Origin of the sequence: Cereibacter ovatus (genome assembly GCF_900207575.1) — a bacterium.
Taxonomy (GTDB): Bacteria; Pseudomonadota; Alphaproteobacteria; order Rhodobacterales; family Rhodobacteraceae; genus Cereibacter_A; species Cereibacter_A ovatus.
This window is the reverse complement of sequence record NZ_OAOQ01000023.1, coordinates 1-18,568: the sequence shown is the minus strand read 5'-3', so window position 1 is coordinate 18,568 and position 18,568 is coordinate 1. Positions and strand designations below refer to the sequence as shown.

18 protein-coding genes are annotated in these 18,568 nt (G+C 65.8%); 9 read left to right on the top strand and 9 right to left on the bottom strand.

What is annotated here, in order from left to right; translation table 11 throughout:
• The first annotated feature begins 12 nt into the window (after positions 1–12).
• Positions 13–1,188 (top strand): HAD-IIIA family hydrolase, encoded by a 1,176-nt coding sequence (locus tag CRO07_RS16250; RefSeq protein WP_097031711.1) that lies wholly within the window; start codon positions 13–15, stop codon positions 1,186–1,188.
• A 73-nt stretch (positions 1,189–1,261) separates the two neighbouring features.
• Here CRO07_RS16250 and CRO07_RS16245 read toward each other — a convergent pair whose 3' ends face one another.
• The gene (locus CRO07_RS16245; protein WP_141400089.1) at positions 1,262–2,353 is read right to left on the bottom strand and encodes a hypothetical protein; all 1,092 of its coding nucleotides are present in this window, start codon (positions 2,351–2,353) and stop codon (positions 1,262–1,264) included.
• A 506-nt stretch (positions 2,354–2,859) separates the two neighbouring features.
• Here CRO07_RS16245 and CRO07_RS16235 point away from each other — a divergent pair.
• Positions 2,860–3,552, top strand: coding sequence for a hypothetical protein (locus CRO07_RS16235; RefSeq protein WP_407919640.1), 693 nt, complete (start codon positions 2,860–2,862; stop codon positions 3,550–3,552).
• Between the two features lie 25 nt (positions 3,553–3,577).
• Here CRO07_RS16235 and CRO07_RS16230 read toward each other — a convergent pair whose 3' ends face one another.
• A complete protein-coding gene (locus CRO07_RS16230; protein WP_097031708.1) occupies positions 3,578–4,366 on the bottom strand; it encodes a YiiX/YebB-like N1pC/P60 family cysteine hydrolase in 789 nt (262 codons plus the stop codon).
• A 176-nt stretch (positions 4,367–4,542) separates the two neighbouring features.
• On the opposite strand from CRO07_RS16230, the gene ilvD reads away from it, so the two are divergent.
• Entirely contained in the window at positions 4,543–6,378 is a 1,836-nt protein-coding gene (gene ilvD / locus CRO07_RS16225) for a dihydroxy-acid dehydratase (protein ID WP_097031707.1), read from the top strand.
• Positions 6,379–6,465: 87 nt separating this feature from the next.
• Here ilvD and CRO07_RS16220 read toward each other — a convergent pair whose 3' ends face one another.
• From CRO07_RS16220 to tnpA, 6 genes are all read right to left on the bottom strand, one after another.
• The gene (locus CRO07_RS16220; RefSeq protein ID WP_097031706.1) at positions 6,466–7,059 is read right to left on the bottom strand and encodes a cytochrome b/b6 domain-containing protein; all 594 of its coding nucleotides are present in this window, start codon (positions 7,057–7,059) and stop codon (positions 6,466–6,468) included.
• 202 nt (positions 7,060–7,261) lie between these two features.
• On the bottom strand, positions 7,262–7,738 hold the full coding sequence (locus CRO07_RS16215) for a diheme cytochrome c (protein WP_097031705.1): 477 nt from the start codon (positions 7,736–7,738) through the stop codon (positions 7,262–7,264).
• An 11-nt stretch (positions 7,739–7,749) separates the two neighbouring features.
• On the bottom strand, positions 7,750–8,139 hold the full coding sequence (locus tag CRO07_RS16210) for a DUF1924 domain-containing protein (protein ID WP_097031704.1): 390 nt from the start codon (positions 8,137–8,139) through the stop codon (positions 7,750–7,752).
• 3 nt (positions 8,140–8,142) lie between these two features.
• Positions 8,143–9,228 carry a cytochrome b/b6 domain-containing protein gene (locus CRO07_RS16205; protein ID WP_097031703.1) on the bottom strand — a complete coding sequence of 362 codons (1,086 nt, stop codon included), beginning with the start codon at positions 9,226–9,228 and terminating at the stop codon, positions 8,143–8,145.
• A gap of 136 nt (positions 9,229–9,364) precedes the next feature.
• Positions 9,365–9,535, bottom strand: coding sequence for an IS66 family insertion sequence element accessory protein TnpB (gene tnpB, locus CRO07_RS16200; RefSeq protein WP_235841060.1), 171 nt, complete (start codon positions 9,533–9,535; stop codon positions 9,365–9,367).
• 17 nt (positions 9,536–9,552) lie between these two features.
• Complete coding sequence (tnpA, locus tag CRO07_RS16195; protein ID WP_097031701.1) at positions 9,553–9,915, bottom strand: IS66-like element accessory protein TnpA; 363 nt, start codon at positions 9,913–9,915, stop codon at positions 9,553–9,555.
• Positions 9,916–10,562: 647 nt separating this feature from the next.
• Between tnpA and tnpB (CRO07_RS19535) the strand changes: the two genes are divergently transcribed.
• From tnpB (CRO07_RS19535) to CRO07_RS18495, 4 genes are all read left to right on the top strand, one after another.
• Complete coding sequence (gene tnpB, locus CRO07_RS19535) at positions 10,563–10,772, top strand: IS66 family insertion sequence element accessory protein TnpB (protein WP_097031700.1); 210 nt, start codon at positions 10,563–10,565, stop codon at positions 10,770–10,772.
• Between the two features lie 151 nt (positions 10,773–10,923).
• Positions 10,924–12,555, top strand: coding sequence for a terminase gpA endonuclease subunit (locus CRO07_RS16185; protein ID WP_097031699.1), 1,632 nt, complete (start codon positions 10,924–10,926; stop codon positions 12,553–12,555).
• 50 nt (positions 12,556–12,605) lie between these two features.
• Positions 12,606–14,717: an N-6 DNA methylase gene (locus CRO07_RS16180; RefSeq protein WP_097031698.1), complete on the top strand. Its 2,112-nt coding sequence runs from the start codon at positions 12,606–12,608 to the stop codon at positions 14,715–14,717.
• Entirely contained in the window at positions 14,718–15,809 is a 1,092-nt protein-coding gene (locus CRO07_RS18495; RefSeq protein ID WP_141400088.1) for a hypothetical protein, read from the top strand. It begins immediately after the preceding gene.
• On the opposite strand, the gene CRO07_RS16175 is transcribed toward CRO07_RS18495, so the two are convergent.
• Complete coding sequence (locus CRO07_RS16175) at positions 15,778–16,230, bottom strand: hypothetical protein (protein ID WP_097031697.1); 453 nt, start codon at positions 16,228–16,230, stop codon at positions 15,778–15,780. The two genes, CRO07_RS18495 and CRO07_RS16175, sit on opposite strands and share 32 nt — an antisense overlap.
• Here CRO07_RS16175 and CRO07_RS16170 point away from each other — a divergent pair.
• Both CRO07_RS16170 and CRO07_RS16165 read left to right on the top strand, forming a co-directional pair.
• Positions 16,229–17,641: a phage portal protein gene (locus tag CRO07_RS16170; protein ID WP_097031696.1), complete on the top strand. Its 1,413-nt coding sequence runs from the start codon at positions 16,229–16,231 to the stop codon at positions 17,639–17,641. The genes CRO07_RS16175 and CRO07_RS16170 overlap by 2 nt on opposite strands.
• Positions 17,634–18,512, top strand: coding sequence for an HK97 family phage prohead protease (locus CRO07_RS16165; RefSeq protein WP_235841055.1), 879 nt, complete (start codon positions 17,634–17,636; stop codon positions 18,510–18,512). Before CRO07_RS16170 ends, CRO07_RS16165 begins: the two co-directional genes overlap by 8 nt.
• Positions 18,513–18,568: the final 56 nt, after the last annotated feature.

Here is an 18,568-nt window from a genome sequence, read left to right as displayed (position 1 = left end):
GCGGAGAGCCCCATGCAATGCGTCCTTCTTGTCGGCGGTCTCGGAACCCGGCTGGGGCCTCTGGTCTCGGGGTGTCCCAAGCCGATGCTGCCGGTGGCGGGGCGGCCGTTCCTTGACCATCTGCTGACCCATTTGCGCCGCTTCGGTCTGCGGCGCTTCCTGCTGCTGGCAGGCTACCGGGCGGATGACATCGCCGCCCATTTCGCCGCGGACCCCACGGTGACGGTGCTGGCCGAGCCGGAACCGCTTGGGACGGGCGGGGCGCTGCGGCTTGCGATGCACATGGGCGCGCTGGACAGAACCTTCGTGATGTCGAACGGCGATTCATTCTTCGATTTCAATGTTCTGGATCTTGTCGTCGCGCATCGCCGCACCGGGGGGCTTGCCACGATGGCGCTGCGCCAGGTCGAAGATGCGGCGCGCTTTGGCGTGATCGAACGCGATGCGGGCGACCGCATCCTGCGGATGCGCGAGCGGCCCGAAGGCCCGGGCCCCGGCCTGATCAACGGCGGCGTCTATGTGATCGACCGGCAGGCGGCGGAACATCTGCCCGACGGCTCCTCGTCATTCGAACGCGACCTGCTGCCCCGGCTTGCCGCGGGGGGGCTGCTGCACGGCCGACTTCACGACGGGGTCTTCATCGACATCGGGGTTCCCGAAGCCTATGCCGAGGCGCAGAGCCTGCTGCCGCTGCGCCGCCCCGCGGTGTTCTTCGACCGCGACGGCGTGCTGAACCGGGATGCGGGCTATACCCACCGGCCCGAGGATCTGATCTGGATGCCGGGCGCCCCCGAGGCGGTGCGCCTGTGCAACGACCGGGGGTGGTTCGTCTTCGTGGTCACCAATCAGGCCGGCGTTGCCCATGGGCTGTATGACACGGATGCGATCGGGGCCTTTCATGCCCGGATGCAGTCCGAACTGGCCGCGACCGGGGCGCATGTGGATGATTTCCGTTACTGCCCGCACCATCCCGCAGCCCGCGTCGCACACTGGCGCGCGGCCTGCGACTGGCGCAAGCCCGGACCGGGCATGATCCTTGACCTGATGCGGCATTGGCCAGTGGACCCCGGGCGCAGCTTTCTGGTCGGCGACCAGGACAGCGACATCGCCGCGGCGCGGGCCGCCGGCATCGCGGGCGTGCTGCACGATGGCCAGGATCTTGCCGCCCTGATCCGCGACCGGCTGTAGGCCCTCCCCTCCGGTCAGGGACGCTGCCACGCGCGACGGATCCGAACATGCGATCCGGGGCCGGCCGGTCGTTTCAGACCGGCGGACGCCCGAGCAGACGGCCAAGGCGATCGGGCAGCCGGCCCCGCGACCATATCGGGGACAGCCGTTCCAGATCCCGTGCATCCATCGCCGCGATCGCCCGGATCAGCGCCGCGATCAGCGCATCCTGTCCCCCGGCATCCTCGGGCGGCCCGACGGGTTCGACCGGGCGGTCGGCATAGGCCTCGGCGCTGTGCCAGCGGGGATCGCCGTGCAGCTCGTCCGCCTCGGCGGGATCAAGATGGGTGGCAAGGCGGGCCACCGAAGGCGCCATCGCCGCCAGAACCGACGCTTGCAGGGGGCGCGGCAGGATCCAGGGCGCCGGATCAAGGGCGCCGAAATCCACGCGGCGGGACAGGACGAACTCGATCTGCGAACTGTGCGGATCGGGGCGGAACTCCTGCCGGTTGCGTTGCAGGAAGCGCAGGACGGCGGCGGGCACGCTGCCGTTGACCCGGGCGCTGTCGGGGGCCGGGGCGCCCAGCAGCCGGTAGAAGCACGACACCACGTCCCGGGTCGCCAGATGGACATCGACGCGCTGCACGCCGGGCACCGCCTGCCATTCCTCGATCTGGCGGGCCCAGTCGACCATGAACAGGTTCTTGCCCACCCAGTCGTCCACATGCGTGCGTGACCAGGCCGGCCACTGCCACCAGGCGCTGTTCAGCCAACCCAGCGGCGGGCGCACGAACAGCACAACCCGCGCCCGCAGCCCCATCCGGCGCAAAAGGTCGTGCCGGGCAAATTCCGGCCCGCGAAAGTTCCAGCCCTCGCAGGACAGGATCGGCCGCCGCCCGGTCCACAGGATGCGCCGCAACGCGGGTGCGGCCGCAAGGAATGACCCCGGCATATCGCGGTGCGAGCGGAAATCCGTCGATGCGACGAAGCCGAAGGGCGAGCGCAGCGCCGCCCGCGTCAGGGCCCGCCCCGACAGGACCTGCCCCTCGGGACCGATCGCGCAATAGGCATGGCGGCCATCCCGTCCCCGGATCAAGGGGGTCCACGACAGGCACGCCTGAAGCGAGGAAGATCCGCATTTGCCGGCACCCACATGCAGGATGCAGTTCCAGTCGCCGCCTGTCATCATCCGTCCTTCGGGCGTGCCGCGCGCAACCCAAGGAGGTTATGATCCGCCGTCAAAGCCGGGGTCAAGGCAATCATCGGGCCCGATGCCGGTGGGGCCGAAGCCGGTGGGTCCGCACAATCCGGCCGGAACACCGCCTTCGGGGGATGCGCCGGCAGGATCTTCGGCGCCCTGGTCCGGCCGCATCTTCCGACAGCACGACCATGGCGCGGGCGTCCCGATCCCGGTGCGGGGCAGGCGGGGGCTTCCCGACCTGGCAAAAGCGGCGGGACGTCACCGCAGCAACCCGACCGCGCCAGGCCGCTGGACCTCAGGCCGGGACGGGCCGCGGCCCGCGATGACCTGGCGCAGGCCTGCGGGCGCGAAGCCCTTGCCTCGCGTCATCGAGGGCGTCACATTCAACGGCGGGATCGCTGCAACCGGCGATGCCGTGAACCGCGCCCCCTGATCGGGGCGCATCACCCCGATTTCAGCCACAGCTCGCGAGTGATCCCATGTTGTCCTTGATGAAGGCCCTGCTGACATTCGTCGCCGCGCTGGCGTTTGGCGCCTCGGCGCTGGCGGTGCAGGGGTTCCGGGGGTTCCGACCCGACCAGTTTCCGATACCCCAGATCGATCCGCCGGTGCAGCCGGCCGGCTATGCCTTTGCGATATGGGGGGTGATCTACCTCTGGCTGATCCTGGGTGCCGGTTTCGGGGTGGTGCTGCGGCCGGTCGAGGACGATTGGGATGAGATGCGCCTGCCCCTGATCGGAAGCCTGGGCATCGGCGCGTTCTGGATCCCGGTGGCGAATGTCTCGCCGTTCTGGGCCACGGTGATGATCTGGGCGATGCTGGCGCTGGCGGTGATGGCGCTGCTGAAGGCGGGGCGTGACGACCCATGGTGGCAGCGCGCCCCGATCGGGCTTTATGCAGGGTGGCTGACGGCGGCGGCCTGCGTCGCCACGGGCCTGTTGCTGGCGGGCCATGGGCTGCTGGGCGCGCAGACGGCGGCGCTGGTGGCGATCGGGCTGGCGCTGGCGGTGGGTCTTGGGGTGCTTTTGCTGCGCCACGACATCCCGACCTATGCCCTCGCGCTGGCCTGGGCGCTGGTCGGCGTCATGGTGTCCAACCTTGCGCCGCTGAACCTGGTCGTGCTGGCGACCTGCGCCGTCGGGCTGGCGATCCTAGCGTTGCAGATCCTCGCCACCCGGCGGTGACGGGCGGTCCCGCGCGGCGGGATCGTCATTCGATCGGCGTCTCGGACGGCCGGCCCCAGATCAGACCCTGGGGATCGAACCCGGCCGCGATCTTCGGTTTCACGATCTCGAAATAGGGCGAAAGGTCGAAATCGCGCGGCGCGAACAGCGAGTGGTGGCGGATGTGCAGGATCTCGCGCCGGATCTCGCCGACCTCGTCCAGTGTGACTTCCGGCAGGATCGGATAGCGCAGACGGTGAAACGCCTGCGCGATCAGCGACGAACAGATCGCCCGCGTCGGATCGCCCGACCCGAAGGCCAGCATCCGGCGGCGCCAGCGCACCGGAACCGGCGGGGTCGGAAAGAAATAGCGCATAAGATCCAGAATGTTGCGCATGTCATAGCGCAGGCCGATCCGCTCGACCATGAACCCCACGACCTCTGCGCGTTCGGCCGCGGTCAGGCCGGCGGCGCGGCAGATGCGGGTGTTGTAGCTGGCATATTTCGACAGCGGCACCGCCACGCAGCCTTCGCCCAGATTGACCTCGACCAGACGCGGCCGTTCGGATCCGTCGGCCGGCGCGGGCAGGGCGTTGCCGACAAAGACCGCCGCATGCGACCAGGTCGACTGGGTCAGATACTTGATCGCATTCGAGATATGCGCCCGCCCCTCGACCAGCAGCACATCGCCGGGCCGCAGCGCGCGAAACAGCGTCTCGTAATCCGACGGCGTATAGGGCCTGTAGCCGGAACTGGGCCGGTTCAGCTTGCGCGCCAGCGCGCGGCCCAGCATGTCAAGACCGCGGTCAAGGGCGGTGTTGCGCGCGGTGGTCATCGGACGCCTCTTTTCCCCCAGCATCCCGCGTTCCGGGCCGGTGCGACAGATGTCGGCTTGACACACCGCCCCCCGTCCCGGCTGGAGATCGGCGCCGCGCTGTGGCAATGAAAGGTTGATTTCTGCGCCGTTGCAGCGCAGTCGTCAGCCCGAGAGTTGCCAGCCCGGATATCAACATGCCCGCATATCGTTCCCGCACCAGCACCCATGGCCGCAACATGGCCGGCGCCCGAGGCCTGTGGCGCGCAACCGGCATGAAGGACGGCGATTTCGGCAAGCCGATCATCGCCATCGTCAATTCCTTCACCCAGTTCGTGCCGGGCCATGTCCATCTGAAGGATCTGGGCCAGATGGTCGCCCGCGAGGTCGAGGCCGCCGGCGGCGTCGCCAAGGAATTCAACACCATCGCGGTGGATGACGGCATCGCCATGGGCCATGACGGAATGCTGTATTCCCTGCCCTCGCGCGAGTTGATCGCGGATTCGGTCGAATACATGGTGAACGCGCATTGCGCGGATGCGATGATCTGCATCTCGAACTGCGACAAGATCACCCCCGGGATGCTGATGGCGGCGATGCGGCTGAACATTCCGGCGATCTTCGTTTCCGGCGGGCCGATGGAGGCGGGCAAGGTCACGCTGGGCGACGGGCGGACGGTGGCGCTGGATCTGGTCGATGCGATGGTGGCGGCGGCCGATGACAAGGTCAGCGACGCCGATCTGCATGCGATCGAAACCGCGGCCTGCCCGACCTGCGGATCGTGCTCGGGGATGTTCACCGCCAATTCGATGAACTGCCTGACCGAGGCGCTGGGTCTGTCGCTGCCCGGGAACGGCTCGACGTTGGCCACGCATGCCTTCCGCAAGGGGCTGTTTCTGGAAGCGGGCCGCCGCGCGGTGGACCTGTGCCGGCGCTATTACGAACAGAACGACGACAGCGTGCTGCCGCGCACCATCGCCGGCAAGGCCGCATTCGAAAATGCGATGACGCTGGATATCGCGATGGGCGGATCGACCAACACCGTCCTGCACATTCTGGCCATCGCGCAGGAAGGCGGCGTCGATTTCACCATGGACGACATCGACCGGCTGTCGCGCCGGGTGCCCTGCCTGTGCAAGGTCGCGCCGAACAAGGCCGATGTGCATATCGAGGACGTGCATCGCGCCGGCGGCATCATGTCGATTCTGGGAGAGCTGGAACGCGGCGGGCTGATCCACCGCGACTGCCCGACCGTTCACGCGCCCACACTGGGGGCGGCGCTGGACAAATGGGACATCGGCCGCACCAACGACCCCGAGGCGCAGGCGCTGTTTCTGGCCGCTCCGGGGGGCGTGCCCACGCAAGAGGCGTTCAGCCAGGCATCGACCTGGCCTTCGCTCGACACCGACCGCGCGAATGGCGTGATCCGTTCGGTTGAAACCCCGTTCTCGAAGGATGGCGGGCTGGCGGTGCTGAAGGGCAATCTGGCCCCCGATGGCTGCATCGTGAAAACCGCGGGCGTGGACGAATCGATCCTGGTGTTTTCCGGCCCGGCGCGGGTGTTCGAAAGCCAGGATGCGGCGGTTTACGGCATCCTGAACGGGGGCGTGGCCGCGGGCGATGTGGTGGTGATCCGCTATGAAGGCCCCAAGGGCGGGCCGGGGATGCAAGAGATGCTGTATCCGACCTCGTATCTGAAATCGAAGGGGCTGGGCAAAGCCTGCGCGCTGATCACCGACGGGCGGTTCTCGGGCGGCACCTCGGGGCTGTCGATCGGCCATGTCTCGCCCGAGGCGGCCTCGGGGGGGACGATCGGTCTGGTGCGCGATGGCGACCCGATCCGCATCGACATTCCGAACCGCACGATCACGCTGGATCTGCCCGAGGCCGAACTGGCCACCCGCCGCGCCGAACAGGACGCGAAGGGCTGGGCGCCGGCTGCGCCGCGCAAGCGGCAGGTGTCGCAGGCGCTGAAGGTCTATGCCCGTTTCGCCTCGTCGGCCGACAAGGGCGCGGTGCGGATCCTGGACTGACGGCTTTGGCCCGTTCCGCCGCGATGGGGGCGGAACGGGCCAAAGCGACGGCGGGCACTGCCGGGGCCACGCCCGCCCGGTCCGGGGTCAGTCGATGTCGCCGGGTTCGGCCGGGCGCTTCAGGCCGGTGACCATCGACCGCGCAAGGTTCTCGCGGTGGCGGACCGAGGCAAGGGCCACGCCGCCCAGATGCAGCAAGACCAGCGCCAGCATCAGATTGGCCAGCGTTTCGTGGATCTCTTCGATCATGTCTTCCGACCGGCCTTTGCCCTGTCCGTGATCGTCGGCAAAGGCCGGGGTCACGATCGCGGGCAGCAGCGCCTGCCGCGACGGCTCGGCCATCAGCCAGCCGGTCAGGGCAGTGCCCGCCATCGCCACAAGCAGCGCCACGATCATCGCCGCCCCGGCCGGATTGTGGCCGATGTGGCGGCGTTCACGGCCTGCGACCATGGCGCGCAGATAGGCCACAACCGCCCCCGGCCCGCGCAGGAACTGCGCAAAGCGGGCGTAGCGCGAGCCCACAAAGCCCCAGACGACCCGCAGCGCCACCAGCGCGGCGGCGGTGTAGCCCAGCCATTCATGTGCCGCCTGCACCTCGTCGGCGGTCAGCCAGGCCAGCGCAAAGCAGGCCGCCAACCCCCAGTGAAAGCTGCGCACCACAGGATCCCAAACCCGGATCATTCCCTTTACTCCTTCATGCCGATCCGGACACCGGCAGGTGGCGTCCGTCACTCTGGTCATTTCCGACCGCGGCCCGCATCGCAGGGGATGTGTCCGCGTCGGTGGTTCCGGTTTTCGCCCCCGCACCGGACCGGCCGGACAGGTTCGAGACCACGATCCGGCGGGCCGGAGTGCGGTCGCAACCCCGGCCGCAAACGGCCCCTCAGTCGTCGTCGAACAGGCCCTGTTCGGCGCCGGTATGGCAGGCCGCGCAGTTGGCCATGCTTTTCGCCTTGTCCTTCAGGGCTTGCGACACCTCGCCGTCATGTTCGCGCCGGAACCACGGCAGTTCGGTGATCCGAAGCGGGGTGGCGGTTGCATCCACGCCACGAAGGGCCCGCGACCGGCCGCCCGTATCGGCCGCATTGGCCACAAGATAGGCCTCGATCTCGGCGCGGGTCGCGGCATCCAACGCGGCATCCTCGCCGAAATGGTCGCCCAGCGTGGCCATGATCGCGGTCCAGGACCGCTGCGGCAGCAGGGCCGCGGGATAGGCGATGTGGCAGGCCGAACATTCGGCCAGGGTCGCGGCATGGGTCACCACCATCGGGGCGCGCTTGCCGTCATCGTCATCGGCGGCCAGCGGAGCGGCCGTCAGCGGCACAAGGCCAATCACCAGAAGAACTGTGCGCAGGATCATCGTGCCTGTCCTTATTGCGTTGCAAGCCAGGCCAGCATGTCGGCCTTTTCGCCCGGCGTGCAGTCGCGCCCCAGCACGCTGTTGCAGTTGCGGCCGAACCATTTCTCGACCTTGGCGCTGTCGGTGAAGCGCCCTGCCGTGACCGAGGGCGCCAGCGCATCGATCGTCTTGCCGGTGCGGGTCTGGCCCGGCTTCGTCACATCCGCACCGTGGCAGGTGGTGCAGGACGGCGTGTCAGGCTTGCCGCCGGTGTGATCGGCTAGAAACAGCGCCTTGCCGCGGGCGGGATCGGCCGTGGCACCCGAGGCGGCCTCATACCCGGCGATCAGGGCGGGGGCGCTGGTGTCCTGCGCCAGCGCAGGGGCAGCGAGAAGAACGGAAAGGATCAGCAGTCGTTTCACGGGTCACTCCTTGGGAACATGGATGGAAAAGGGCGAGAACAGCCCGCTTTCGGCGTCGGCATGGCAGGCCGCGCAGTTCGAGCGGCTCTTGACCGCGGGACCGGCGAACAGCGCCCCGGGCAGATCGCCATGCAACCGCCGCCAGACCGGCGTTTCGGTCACGGTGAAGGGCGCGTCGGGCGCCGTCCGTGCAAAGGCATGGGCGGGCAGGGTGTCGGCGCTGTCTGCGGCATGGGTGACCAGCCAGGCCTCGATCGCAGCCGCGGTCCGGGGGTCAAGGCTTGCGTCCTCGCCGAAATGGTCGGGCAGGGTCGCCATCAGCCCCCGCCAGGACGCGGCAGGCAGCAGGCTGGGGTGATAGGCCATGTGGCAGGCCGAACATTCCGCGCGCGTGCTGGCATCGAAAGCCGCCGGCATCCCCCGCGGCGGGCGCGCGGCCAAAGAGGCATTCGCCGCCCACAGCCCCGAGCCCGCAAGCAGCAGGAAGAACACCGCCAGCGGCACCCGCGCCGGGATCTGGCCTGCGGGATGGTCGCCGGGCCGCGCCTCTTTCGTGCCGGTCAGCATGGCGCGGGCCAGATTCTCGCGGCTGCGCCGGCTTTCGTAGGCGACGCCGGCCAGATGGCAGGCCACCAGCCCGACGACCGCCCAGGCGGCCAGTTCGTGCAACTCGTGCCCCATGCGCCCGGCGTCGAACGACCAGAACGCCAGCGGGCCGGTCTTCAGCATCCCGCCCAGCACGGCCAGGCCCGTGACCCCGATCACCAGCATCAACCCGATCAGCGCGAAAACCATCAGCGCCCCCAGCGGATTGTGACCAAGATGGCGCGGCGCGGCGGGGCGCAGATGCTCGATCACCGCACCGGGGCGGGGCAGGAAGTCGGCAAAGCGGGCGTGGGTCGTTCCGGTGAAGCCCCAGACGATGCGCGCGATCACCAGGCCCACGGCCACAAGGCCCGCGCCGACATGCCAGCGGATCGCCCCGGCCCCGCCGAAAAAGCCGGTGCCGGCGGCCACCGCGGTGGCCGCGGCCAGCGACCAGTGAAACAGGCGGATCGGCAGATCCCAGACGGGGACGGGGCGATTCATGGCTGAGCTCCGAAGGACATCGGGGCCGTTCTGCCACCCCGGGGTGACGCCCGCCTGACACCGGCTGTCAGCTTCCCGTAAGGTCATGTCCGGGGTGCGGCAGGTGGCCCGCGTGACAGCCACCTGACAGGACGTGTCAGCCCTGCCCATCCCAATGCAAGATCTTCAGCCGGTCGCCCATGCGTCCCCGAAACACCAGGAGCGCGCCGCCGGCCGGATCCTCTCCCAGCACCTTCTTCGCCCGCGCGCAGAGCCCGGCGATCCCGCAGCGCATGTCCGTGGTGCCTGCCGCGAGAAACACGCGCACGCCATTCCCAGGCCCGATCATGCGCCTTCCAGCACCCGGATCAGTTGCGCGAGGCCGGAGGGCGACAGACCCTCGATCCCGCGCAGGCGCCGGCCGTTCACGAGCACGATCTCGATCGGTGTGGTCGCCGCGGCAACCGACGGGACGGTGGTCTCTGGCGTCATCTCGACCGGCAGGAACCCGGTCTCATCTGAAAGGCTCTCGCCCCGCCGCCGGAACTCCGCCCGCCACTGATAGATGTGCTGCCGGGTCAGATCATGACGACGGGCGACATCCGCAACGCGCGCCCCATTCACACCCACCTCCGCCAGGATCGACCGCTTCTCCGCATCCGACCACCGGCGTCGCCGCTCGACGCCCGTCAAAATCTCTTGCCGCATGATCCCTTCCGCCACAGACGCGTCGGTAACGACGTCAATAACGACGGATGGCTAGACCGAAACCGGCAGCATCAGAAGGCGGCCACAACCGGGTGCTTACGGTCAATCACACCGACTTCCGAACCGACACTCAGGTGCCCGATGCGGCCTGAAGCCCCGAGTTCCAAACTGTCGTCGGCCTGATTGCAGGCCCTCGAGGTCCCACAGGGACGTGGTTCCGGTGATGCCGTGGTCCGGACTGATGCCGACGCGGTCGAGCACGCCAATGAGATGGGCACATCGGAATTGCATTGAACCAGCATCATGTTGGCGGCCAAAGCGCCGACCACGGACCGAAGCATGCACCCGGGGCGATCTCAGAAGAAGAGGGCCGAACAGAAGGGCTACTGAGAACAAGAGGGAAAACCCGTTTCCGCGGGCGGCGACGCGTACGAAAAACAGCTTGACTGAGGCGGCCCCGTTACCGAAGTCCGGTGCCTGTTGCATGTATCGCATAACGTTAATTATGTAAGTTATGCCCTGAGAGTTAAGACCGCTGCGGGGCGGAATCTTATGGCAAATCCTTCCCCTGGCTGGCCTCCGTGATTGCAGGGGGCCCTGACTGCGTCGGTGGCCTCGCCCGAGGGGCTGACGGCCGAGCTTCAGGAATGGGCAAGAAACCGGATGCAGGACAAGAGGTCCATGGCTCGACGGTTCCCGTGAAGGCACCGGAAACCCCGGTCTGCATCCGCCGGACAAGAGTGGCCTTCTGCCTCTATTACAAGGTGCTCGAGCGCGGGCACTTCCCCTGGCCGAAGGCCACCGAGGGCAAGGTTGCCCTGACACCGGCGCAGATGGCGATGCTCTGGGAAGGATGAGGAGGATCAGCGAACAGTCCGGGGGACTGTTCGCCCGACGAATGATTGGCGCCAGCCGCGCTGGACGAGCGCGCCTGTGCGGATGTGAGTCAAAGCGCCGCTTTCCCTTGTTTTGTTGGGCGTTATGTCGCGGGCATGGTAGCAATGGCCCATGTCGCTCACCGCCGCTTCCCTGCCGGACGACCCTGCTGCGCTGAAGGCGATGATCCTTCAGCTGCAGGCCAGCTTGCGCGCGCACGACCTGCTGGTGCAGTCGCTCCGGATGCGGATCGCGCGGCTGAAGCGGCAGGCCTTCGGCAAGGGCTCGGAGAAGATCGCCCGCGAAATCGAGCAACTGGAATTCGCGCTGGAGAGCCTGCAGGTGGCTCAGGCCGAGGTTGCGCCCCCGCCCGAGCCGGAAAGCGTCGAGGCCACACTGGTCTCCGCAGCGCCGGATGAACAGGGCGATGGTGACGCCCCGGAGAAGGCGCCGCGCCGCCGTCCGCGGGTGTCGCCCGACACGCCGCGTGAGCGCCGGGAACTGGATCCCGGCGAGACCTGCCCGGATTGCGGCGGCGCCCTGCGCCTCGTCAGCGAGGACGTAAGCCAGATCCTCGACATGATCACGGCCCGGCTGAAGCTGATCGAGGTGGCGCGGCCGAAGAAGTCCTGCGTTCGGCGGGGCGATCGTCCACTGGAAGATCGCCTGATCCGCCTCACCTGCGAGAAGATGGTGCAATGCCCGGCACCGACCCGGCCGATCTGCGAAGCCTGCGGCGGCGTCCATCACGAGCACGAGAAACCCCGCCTGCTGGAAGCGGGAGAGTGGCGCGCGACGGCCGAGGGCGACGGCCGCACCGCGGGCTTCCACCTCTCCGCGCTCTATTCGCCTTGGGAGACATGGGCCGAGATCGCCGCCGAGCATGGCCGCGTCCGCAAGGACCCGCCCCGCCTGCAGGTCTGGGTGAACACCAAGCTGGGCGAGTCCTGGGAGGACCAGGCGGGCGACACCGTTCCGGCCGATCCGCTGATGGCGCGGCGCGAGGACTGGGGCGAGGCGCTGCCCGCCTCGGTCGCCGTGCTGACCGCGGGCGTCGACGTGCAGGGCGACCGGATCGAGGTGCAGATCCTCGGTTGGGGCCGCGATGAAGAGGCGTGGGTCATCGACTACCGCGTGCTCTGGGGCGATCCCTCCGGGCCGCGCTTGTGGTCCGATCTCGACATGGTGCTGCAGGCGACCTTCCCGCATCCCGCGGGGCTCGACCTGCCGGTGCGCGCCGCCGCCATCGACACCGGCGGCCACCACACCAAGATGGCCTACGAGTTCTGCCGCACTCGCCTTGCTCGCCGCATTTGGGCGATCAAGGGCCGCGGCGGGCCCGGTATCCCGGTCTGGCCGCGCCGCCCGACGCGCACGAACAAAGGCAAGATCCCGCTCTTCATCGTCGGCGTGGACGCGGTGAAAGATGCCGTCTACGCCCGCCTGCGCCTCACCGAGCCCTGTCCCGGCGCGATCCACTTCCCCCGCCGCCTCGACGCCGACTATTTCCGACAGCTGACCGCCGAGCGCGTCGTCACCCGCTTCGAGCGCGGACGCCCGATCCGCTCGTGGCAACCCAAGCGCGACGGCGAACGCAACGAGGCCCTCGACACCTTCGTCTATGCCCACGCCGCCCTGCACGGGCTGATCAGCATGGGGCTCAGGCTGAACGAGGAGGTGGAGAGGGTGGGTCCAGCGCAAACGCGAACGGATGCGGCGGCTGCGGGGGTGATCCGGTCCGCCTGGATGACCACCGTCACTTGACGAGGCGCCGTTCTTTGATAACCTCTCACAAGGTTCAAAGGTTATCAAACATGACAACATACGTGACACTACAAGAAGCGGCCAGCTACCTCGGCGTCAGCAAGGCGACACTTCGCAACTGGGACAAGGCAGGCAAGCTGAAAGCCGCCCGAGACCCGATTAATCAGTACAGAGTGTACGCCTTGTCCGACCTTCAAGAGATACAGGCACGGCTTCCCTTACAGGAAGAGAAGTCGCCAACAATCCAGGAGCCAAAAAACCTGACGCCCAGAGAAATACGCTCCCTCATCAACCGGCTCCACAACATCCTGCGTGACAATGACAGTCATAGCAACATCATCGAACGCTTCGACGAGCTGACGAAGATCCTGTTCTTGAAAATTCAAGCTGAAGAAACCAACCCGGACCTCTTCTATATGAGCCGTGAAGAAAGTCCGTCTGACTTTGCAGACCGCCTTCGCGCCGCATATCTGCGCATTGTGCAGGATGACGCTAGGGTTCCCTCGCAATTCAAGGAATTGAGAGCGGCCACCACTGCAGTGTGCGAATGCGCATCTGCTCTCGACCAGGTCTCATTTCGAGGCGTCTCCTTTGATGTTAAAGGTCTTGCCTATGAAGAGGTAATTAAGAACACGTTCGACAAGAGCGATAACCAACAGTTCTTCACGCCACCACAGATCGTCAAGTTCATGGTCGAGATGTTGCGGCCTGAGCTGCATGGCGCAATTTGCGACCCAGCCGCAGGTACCGGAGGATTCTTGGTAGAGATCCTCAAGGGGAAGGTCCCACATAAATCTCTCACAGCATTTGAAATCGACGAACGACTCGCATGGGTTGCAGGAATAAACTTGGCAACACATGGTGCAAATCATTTTTCCACACACTGGCTTCAGGACGGCGGAACGCTTGGTCGAGAAGCAAGAGACTTTTTTGGCAAGTACGATGCGATTATTACAAATCCGCCCTTCGGTAGCGATTTAACGGATCCGGCTCTGCTCAGCTCCTTTCAGCTTGGTGCAGACCGCAGCAGTCGTCGTCGAGGAATTTTGTTTCTTGAGCAATGCCATCAGCTGCTGAAGAAAGGTGGCATTCTGGCTTTCATCATCGATGAAGGCGTGCTGAACGGAAATTCAGCGGAGGATGTGCGTCGCTTCATTACAGAAAACTTTGAGATTCAGGCAATTGTGAGCCTCCCCGAAACTGCCTTTATGCCCTACGCCTCCGTAAATGCATCAATTCTATTCCTGCGCAAACCCAGAACAAAGACAATACCTCCACACGAGACGTTTTTCGGAAAGGCCGAAAAGATCGGGAGAAAGAGCAATGGCGACGATGATCTCGTTTATGAATCGGATGGGAAGGCCCGGCTGAACTCGGATCTGCCAGAAATTCTCGATCTATTCAGGCGCCAAAACGTGGGGGGCAGCTTCGACGCATCGGAGCTCGCGTATACGGCGGAAATCAGAAAAAACCTTTGTGAAGATCCTCGCGGCTGGCGCTTGGATTTCAGGTTTCACCATCCGACCCGGAAAGAAAGCCAGAGGCTTTTGGACAGCAGCGAACGAACCCTCGTCTCGCTTGCTGATCTTTGCGACGAGAGGAATGAGACCGTCGTGCCCTCGAAGGAACTTGAGGGGCAGGTCATTCTCTACACTGGTTTGGCAAACATCGAAGCCGAGGCCGGCATCGCACACCAAGTTCCCACGCCAGCAAATTCGCTAAAGAGTGCGGTGAAGCGTTTCGAGCCAGGTGACATCCTGTTTGCGAAGATGCGACCTGGTCTCCGAAAGGTCGCGTTGATGGATGGCGAAGAGGGTGGTTACGCGTCGCCCGAGTGCGTCGTCCTGACAGTGAAGACTGACACGACCGGACGACGGTCCATTGACCCTCTTCTGCTGAGTGTCCTGCTTCGTTCTGATTTGGTCCATGGCCAAATCATGCACCTGATAGCTGGTATCGGGCGTCCGCGTCTCTCGACAAAGGATCTGCGACGGGTCCGCATACCGGTTCCGCCGGAGGAGCTCCAGCAGACTTGGAGAACAAGATATCTTGCGGAGATTGAAGCCAGCGTGCGCCTTCGCGACAAGGCAGAGGCCTTGCTGCGTGACGCTGCGGAAATGGAGCGTAACGCCGTGCACAACCTCGCGCAGGAGTTTGTTTGAATGAAGCCTGAAGAAATTCGGAAGCACCTCCTCGCGCAGGCTCCGGTCGAGGAGACCTTATCTTTCCTTACCAGCGAATTCATGCCTGCAGTTGTAGCCCGCCTCAACGAGATCGGTACAAGGCGCCGAATGGCGCTCTACGGCGGCGACCGAGTGCCAGAGAACGAACGGAATCTGACGGATGTCAGAAACCGAATGAGTCTACTCATCGAGTATAAGCTCGCTTGGATCGGCAACGACATTCTATCCGAAGCCAAGATCGGTGATTTTTTCTGGACTAACGTTGTCGCCAATCGCTTTCCAGACCTTGAGGTTCGCAGCACCAACGGCAGCCGAGGTATACGCGTTGAAGTCAAATGTCTGGAAGCAGTAGCCGAAGAGAAATCTGCAAATTTTGACACGCTCAAGAAGGACCTCAATCCTGACACGGATTTCGTTGCAGTCTTTCTATGGGAGTGGTTTCGAGATCAGGCAGCAGTTGCATGGGATCGCGCACCAAAGATACTCAAGTGCTATGTTTTCCATGCGTCCTCCCTGGCCGAACTTCGCGACTATAATTGGCTCAACAATCCACCAAATGGCCTCGGAAATGGGTTTCAGGGATATGACTTCCGTTTCGCGGTTAACTGTAACGATGGCACGTACAACGAGGAAGAGGGAAATTATGGAAAGTTATTGCGGATATGGCCGTCTGGCGCGATTTATGCGCCAGGTTTGAGCCCTCTATTGAGAGAAACAAGCACCCTCTGCCGCGCTTTCGAAGAAGATGTGATTTGGAGTGGCTTTGAAGTTCTTGCGGCCGATATTCTCAATAAATTTGGGGGTGGAGGTGTTGTACCGTTGTCGAACGCAGCCGGTCAGACCGCAGGCTTTAGGAACACGAAAATCGGGATGATCCTCAAGCGGCGGGCACCGAAAGCCAAAGAGCAGGTCGACGCTTGCAAGTTGGCGGGCGTCAAACGTGCCGTGGTACTGACCGACAAATATCAGTGGTCTGACAATGAGCTAATCGGTAATCGCCTAGTGCGGCGCGACCAAGGCCGCAAACCAAAACACCTTATCAGTCGTCTGTCAGAAAATTCAGCTCTGTAGCGCAAAGGTCGAAGGTTGCTTGATCAAACACGCGTCCAGTCGAGTGATTAATGAACCGCAAGAGTGCATCGAACTCGACATCGACCAAGTGTCTCTTCTCAAAATCGAATAGAGAGTAAAGCTCCTGTCCGTTGGCTAGTGGCCGGATATGGAAGAAATACCCGCCGCGCTTCTCGTGCCCGCTTGCATAGCGGACGCAAATGCTCACTCCCCCGTCCCGCTGGTCAAAAGCGGTCTTGAGATCCGCGACCGTGAGGGGGGCATCCGTGTCGATGGTAACGACAGGGGGAAAAGGAGCAGGGCCGATCGTGTTTTTTGCCATGACGCGATGATAGGCGCCCCACGAAGAGCGCACAATCCCCTTGATTACCAAACATTCCCAATAGCTTGAGGGTCCGTTTCGGGCGATTCTGCTGCCCATGCGGACCTTCCTCCATCGCCTTCTCGGCCTCGCGCGCGCTCGCGGCTTCGATGCTGCGGGTGGCGGGCGGCGTTGGGAGGGGGCCCGGACGGTCGACGGGCTGAACGCGGCTATCCTCGCGGGCGCGACCACGGCGGCGCGGCGGGCCGGGTGGTATGCGCGGAACAACCCGTGGGTCGCGGCGGCGGTGGACAGCCTCGTCGGCAATGTCGTCGGCGCCGGGATCAAGCCGCAATCCACCCATCCCGACCGAGCGGTGCGCGAACGGCTGCAGGCACTCTGGCTGCGCTGGACGGATCACGCCGCCCCGGACGGGCTGGCGGATTTCTACGGGCTGCAGGCCATGGCCGTGCGCGCGATGGTCGAGAGCGGCGAGAGCTTCGCCCGGCTGCGCGTCCCCTCCGACGCCGCCAGCATTCCCCTCCACCTCGAGCTTCTGGATCGCGAGCAGGTTCCCATGGACCTGCATCGCGAGATCGGCGGCGGGGCGCGGATCCGCGCGGGCATCGAGTTCGACGCCGCCGGTCGCCGGGTCGCCTATCGGGTCTTGTCCTCCCGCCCGGGCGATCCGCTGGGGTCTCTCCGCATGGACCCGCTCCGCGTCCCTGCCGCCGATTGCCTTCACCTGTTCAAGCCGCTCGCTGCGGGCCAGCTGCGCGGGATCACCTGGCTCGCGCCGGTGCTGCTGCGGCTGCACGAGCTCGACCAGTTCGAGGATGCTGCGCTGGTGAAGGCGAAGGTCGCGGCGCTGTTCACCGGCTTCATCACCGATCCCGATGGCACGGCGGGTGGGCTGAGCGGCACCAACACCGGCGGCGCGCTGACCGTGGGCATGGAGCCCGGCAGCCTGATCCCGCTACCGCCCGGCACCGACATCCGCTTTTCCAATCCGACCGAGCACGATGCCTATGCGCCCTTCGTGAAGAACCATCTACGCGCCGTCGCGGCGGGGCTCGGCCTGCCCTACGAGCTGGTCTCGGGCGACCTGGAGGGCGTCACCTATTCCTCGATCCGGGCGGGGCTGATCGAGTTCCGCCGCCGGGTCGAGCAGCTGCAGCACAACGTGGTGGTGCACCTGTTCTGTCGCCCGGTCTGGGAGCGGTTCGTGCGGCTGGCGGTGCTCACGGGCGAGCTGCCCGCGTGGGACTTCGACCGGAACCCGGACGGCTACCTGGGGTGCGAATGGCTGCCGCCGAAGTTCGACTACGTCGATCCGATGAAGGACGTGCAGGCCGAGATCATGGCGATCGGCGCGGGGCTCAAGAGCCGGTCCCAGGCGATCTCCGAGCGCGGCTACGATGCCGAACAGGTGGATGCCGAGATCGCCGCGGACCGCGAGCGCGCGGAGGGGCTGGGGCTCGCCTTCGGCCAGACGGCGACGGCGCAGCAGAAGGAGGCCGCCGATGGCTGACACAGCGACCACCCGGGCACGGACGCGCTCAAACGTCGGGAATGACAACGTTTGCCTTCTGACCCGCCGCGCGACGCTGGCGCCCGCGACCGCCGATCCGGAGGCCCGCACCGTCGAGGTTGTGTGGTCCACCGGCGCGCCGGTGCGCCGCCGCGACATGGCCGGGCAATACATCGAGCGGCTGAGCCTCGCGCCCGAGGCCGTCGACCTGTCGCGTCTCGAAGGGGCCAGTGTACTCGACGCCCATCGCCAGACCGCCGTCCGCGACGTGCTGGGCTCCGTGCGCAGCGCCACTGTGGACGGCAAGCGCGGCACCGCGCTCATCCAGTTCTCGGCCCGACCCGAGGTGGAGCCCGTCTGGCAGGACGTGCTGGCAGGCATCCTGCGCCACGTCTCGGTCGGCTACTCGGTCGAGGACTGGGCCGAGACCGTCGAGAACGGCGCGCGCGTGCTCACCGCCATGCGCTGGACGCCTCACGAGATTTCCCTGGTGCCGACGCCCGCCGACCCCGGGGCCCACATTCGCATGGAGACAGAGATGACCGAGACGACCACCCGAGAGGCCGCCGACGCGGCGCCGACCACCGAGACTCGCGCCGAAGCGAACGCCGAGATCCGCTCCATCGCCCGCATCGCCGGGCTCGACCAGTCCTGGATCGACGGGCAGATCGACGCGAACGCCGATGCCGACACCGCCCGCCGCGCGGCCTTCGAGGCGCTGGCGAAGCGCAGCGCGCCCTCGATCCGCACCGAGCAGGTCCGCGTCGAGATCGGCGGCGGCCATGATGATCCCGCGCACCGCGCCCGCCAGATGGGCGAGGCCCTCTACGCCCGTAAGCGTTCGCTGTGGGCCACAGTCAGCTTATCTTGACGGCGTGAAGTTCCACGGTAGCAGATCGTCTAGACGGCTTTGAGGGTGGCCGTTGG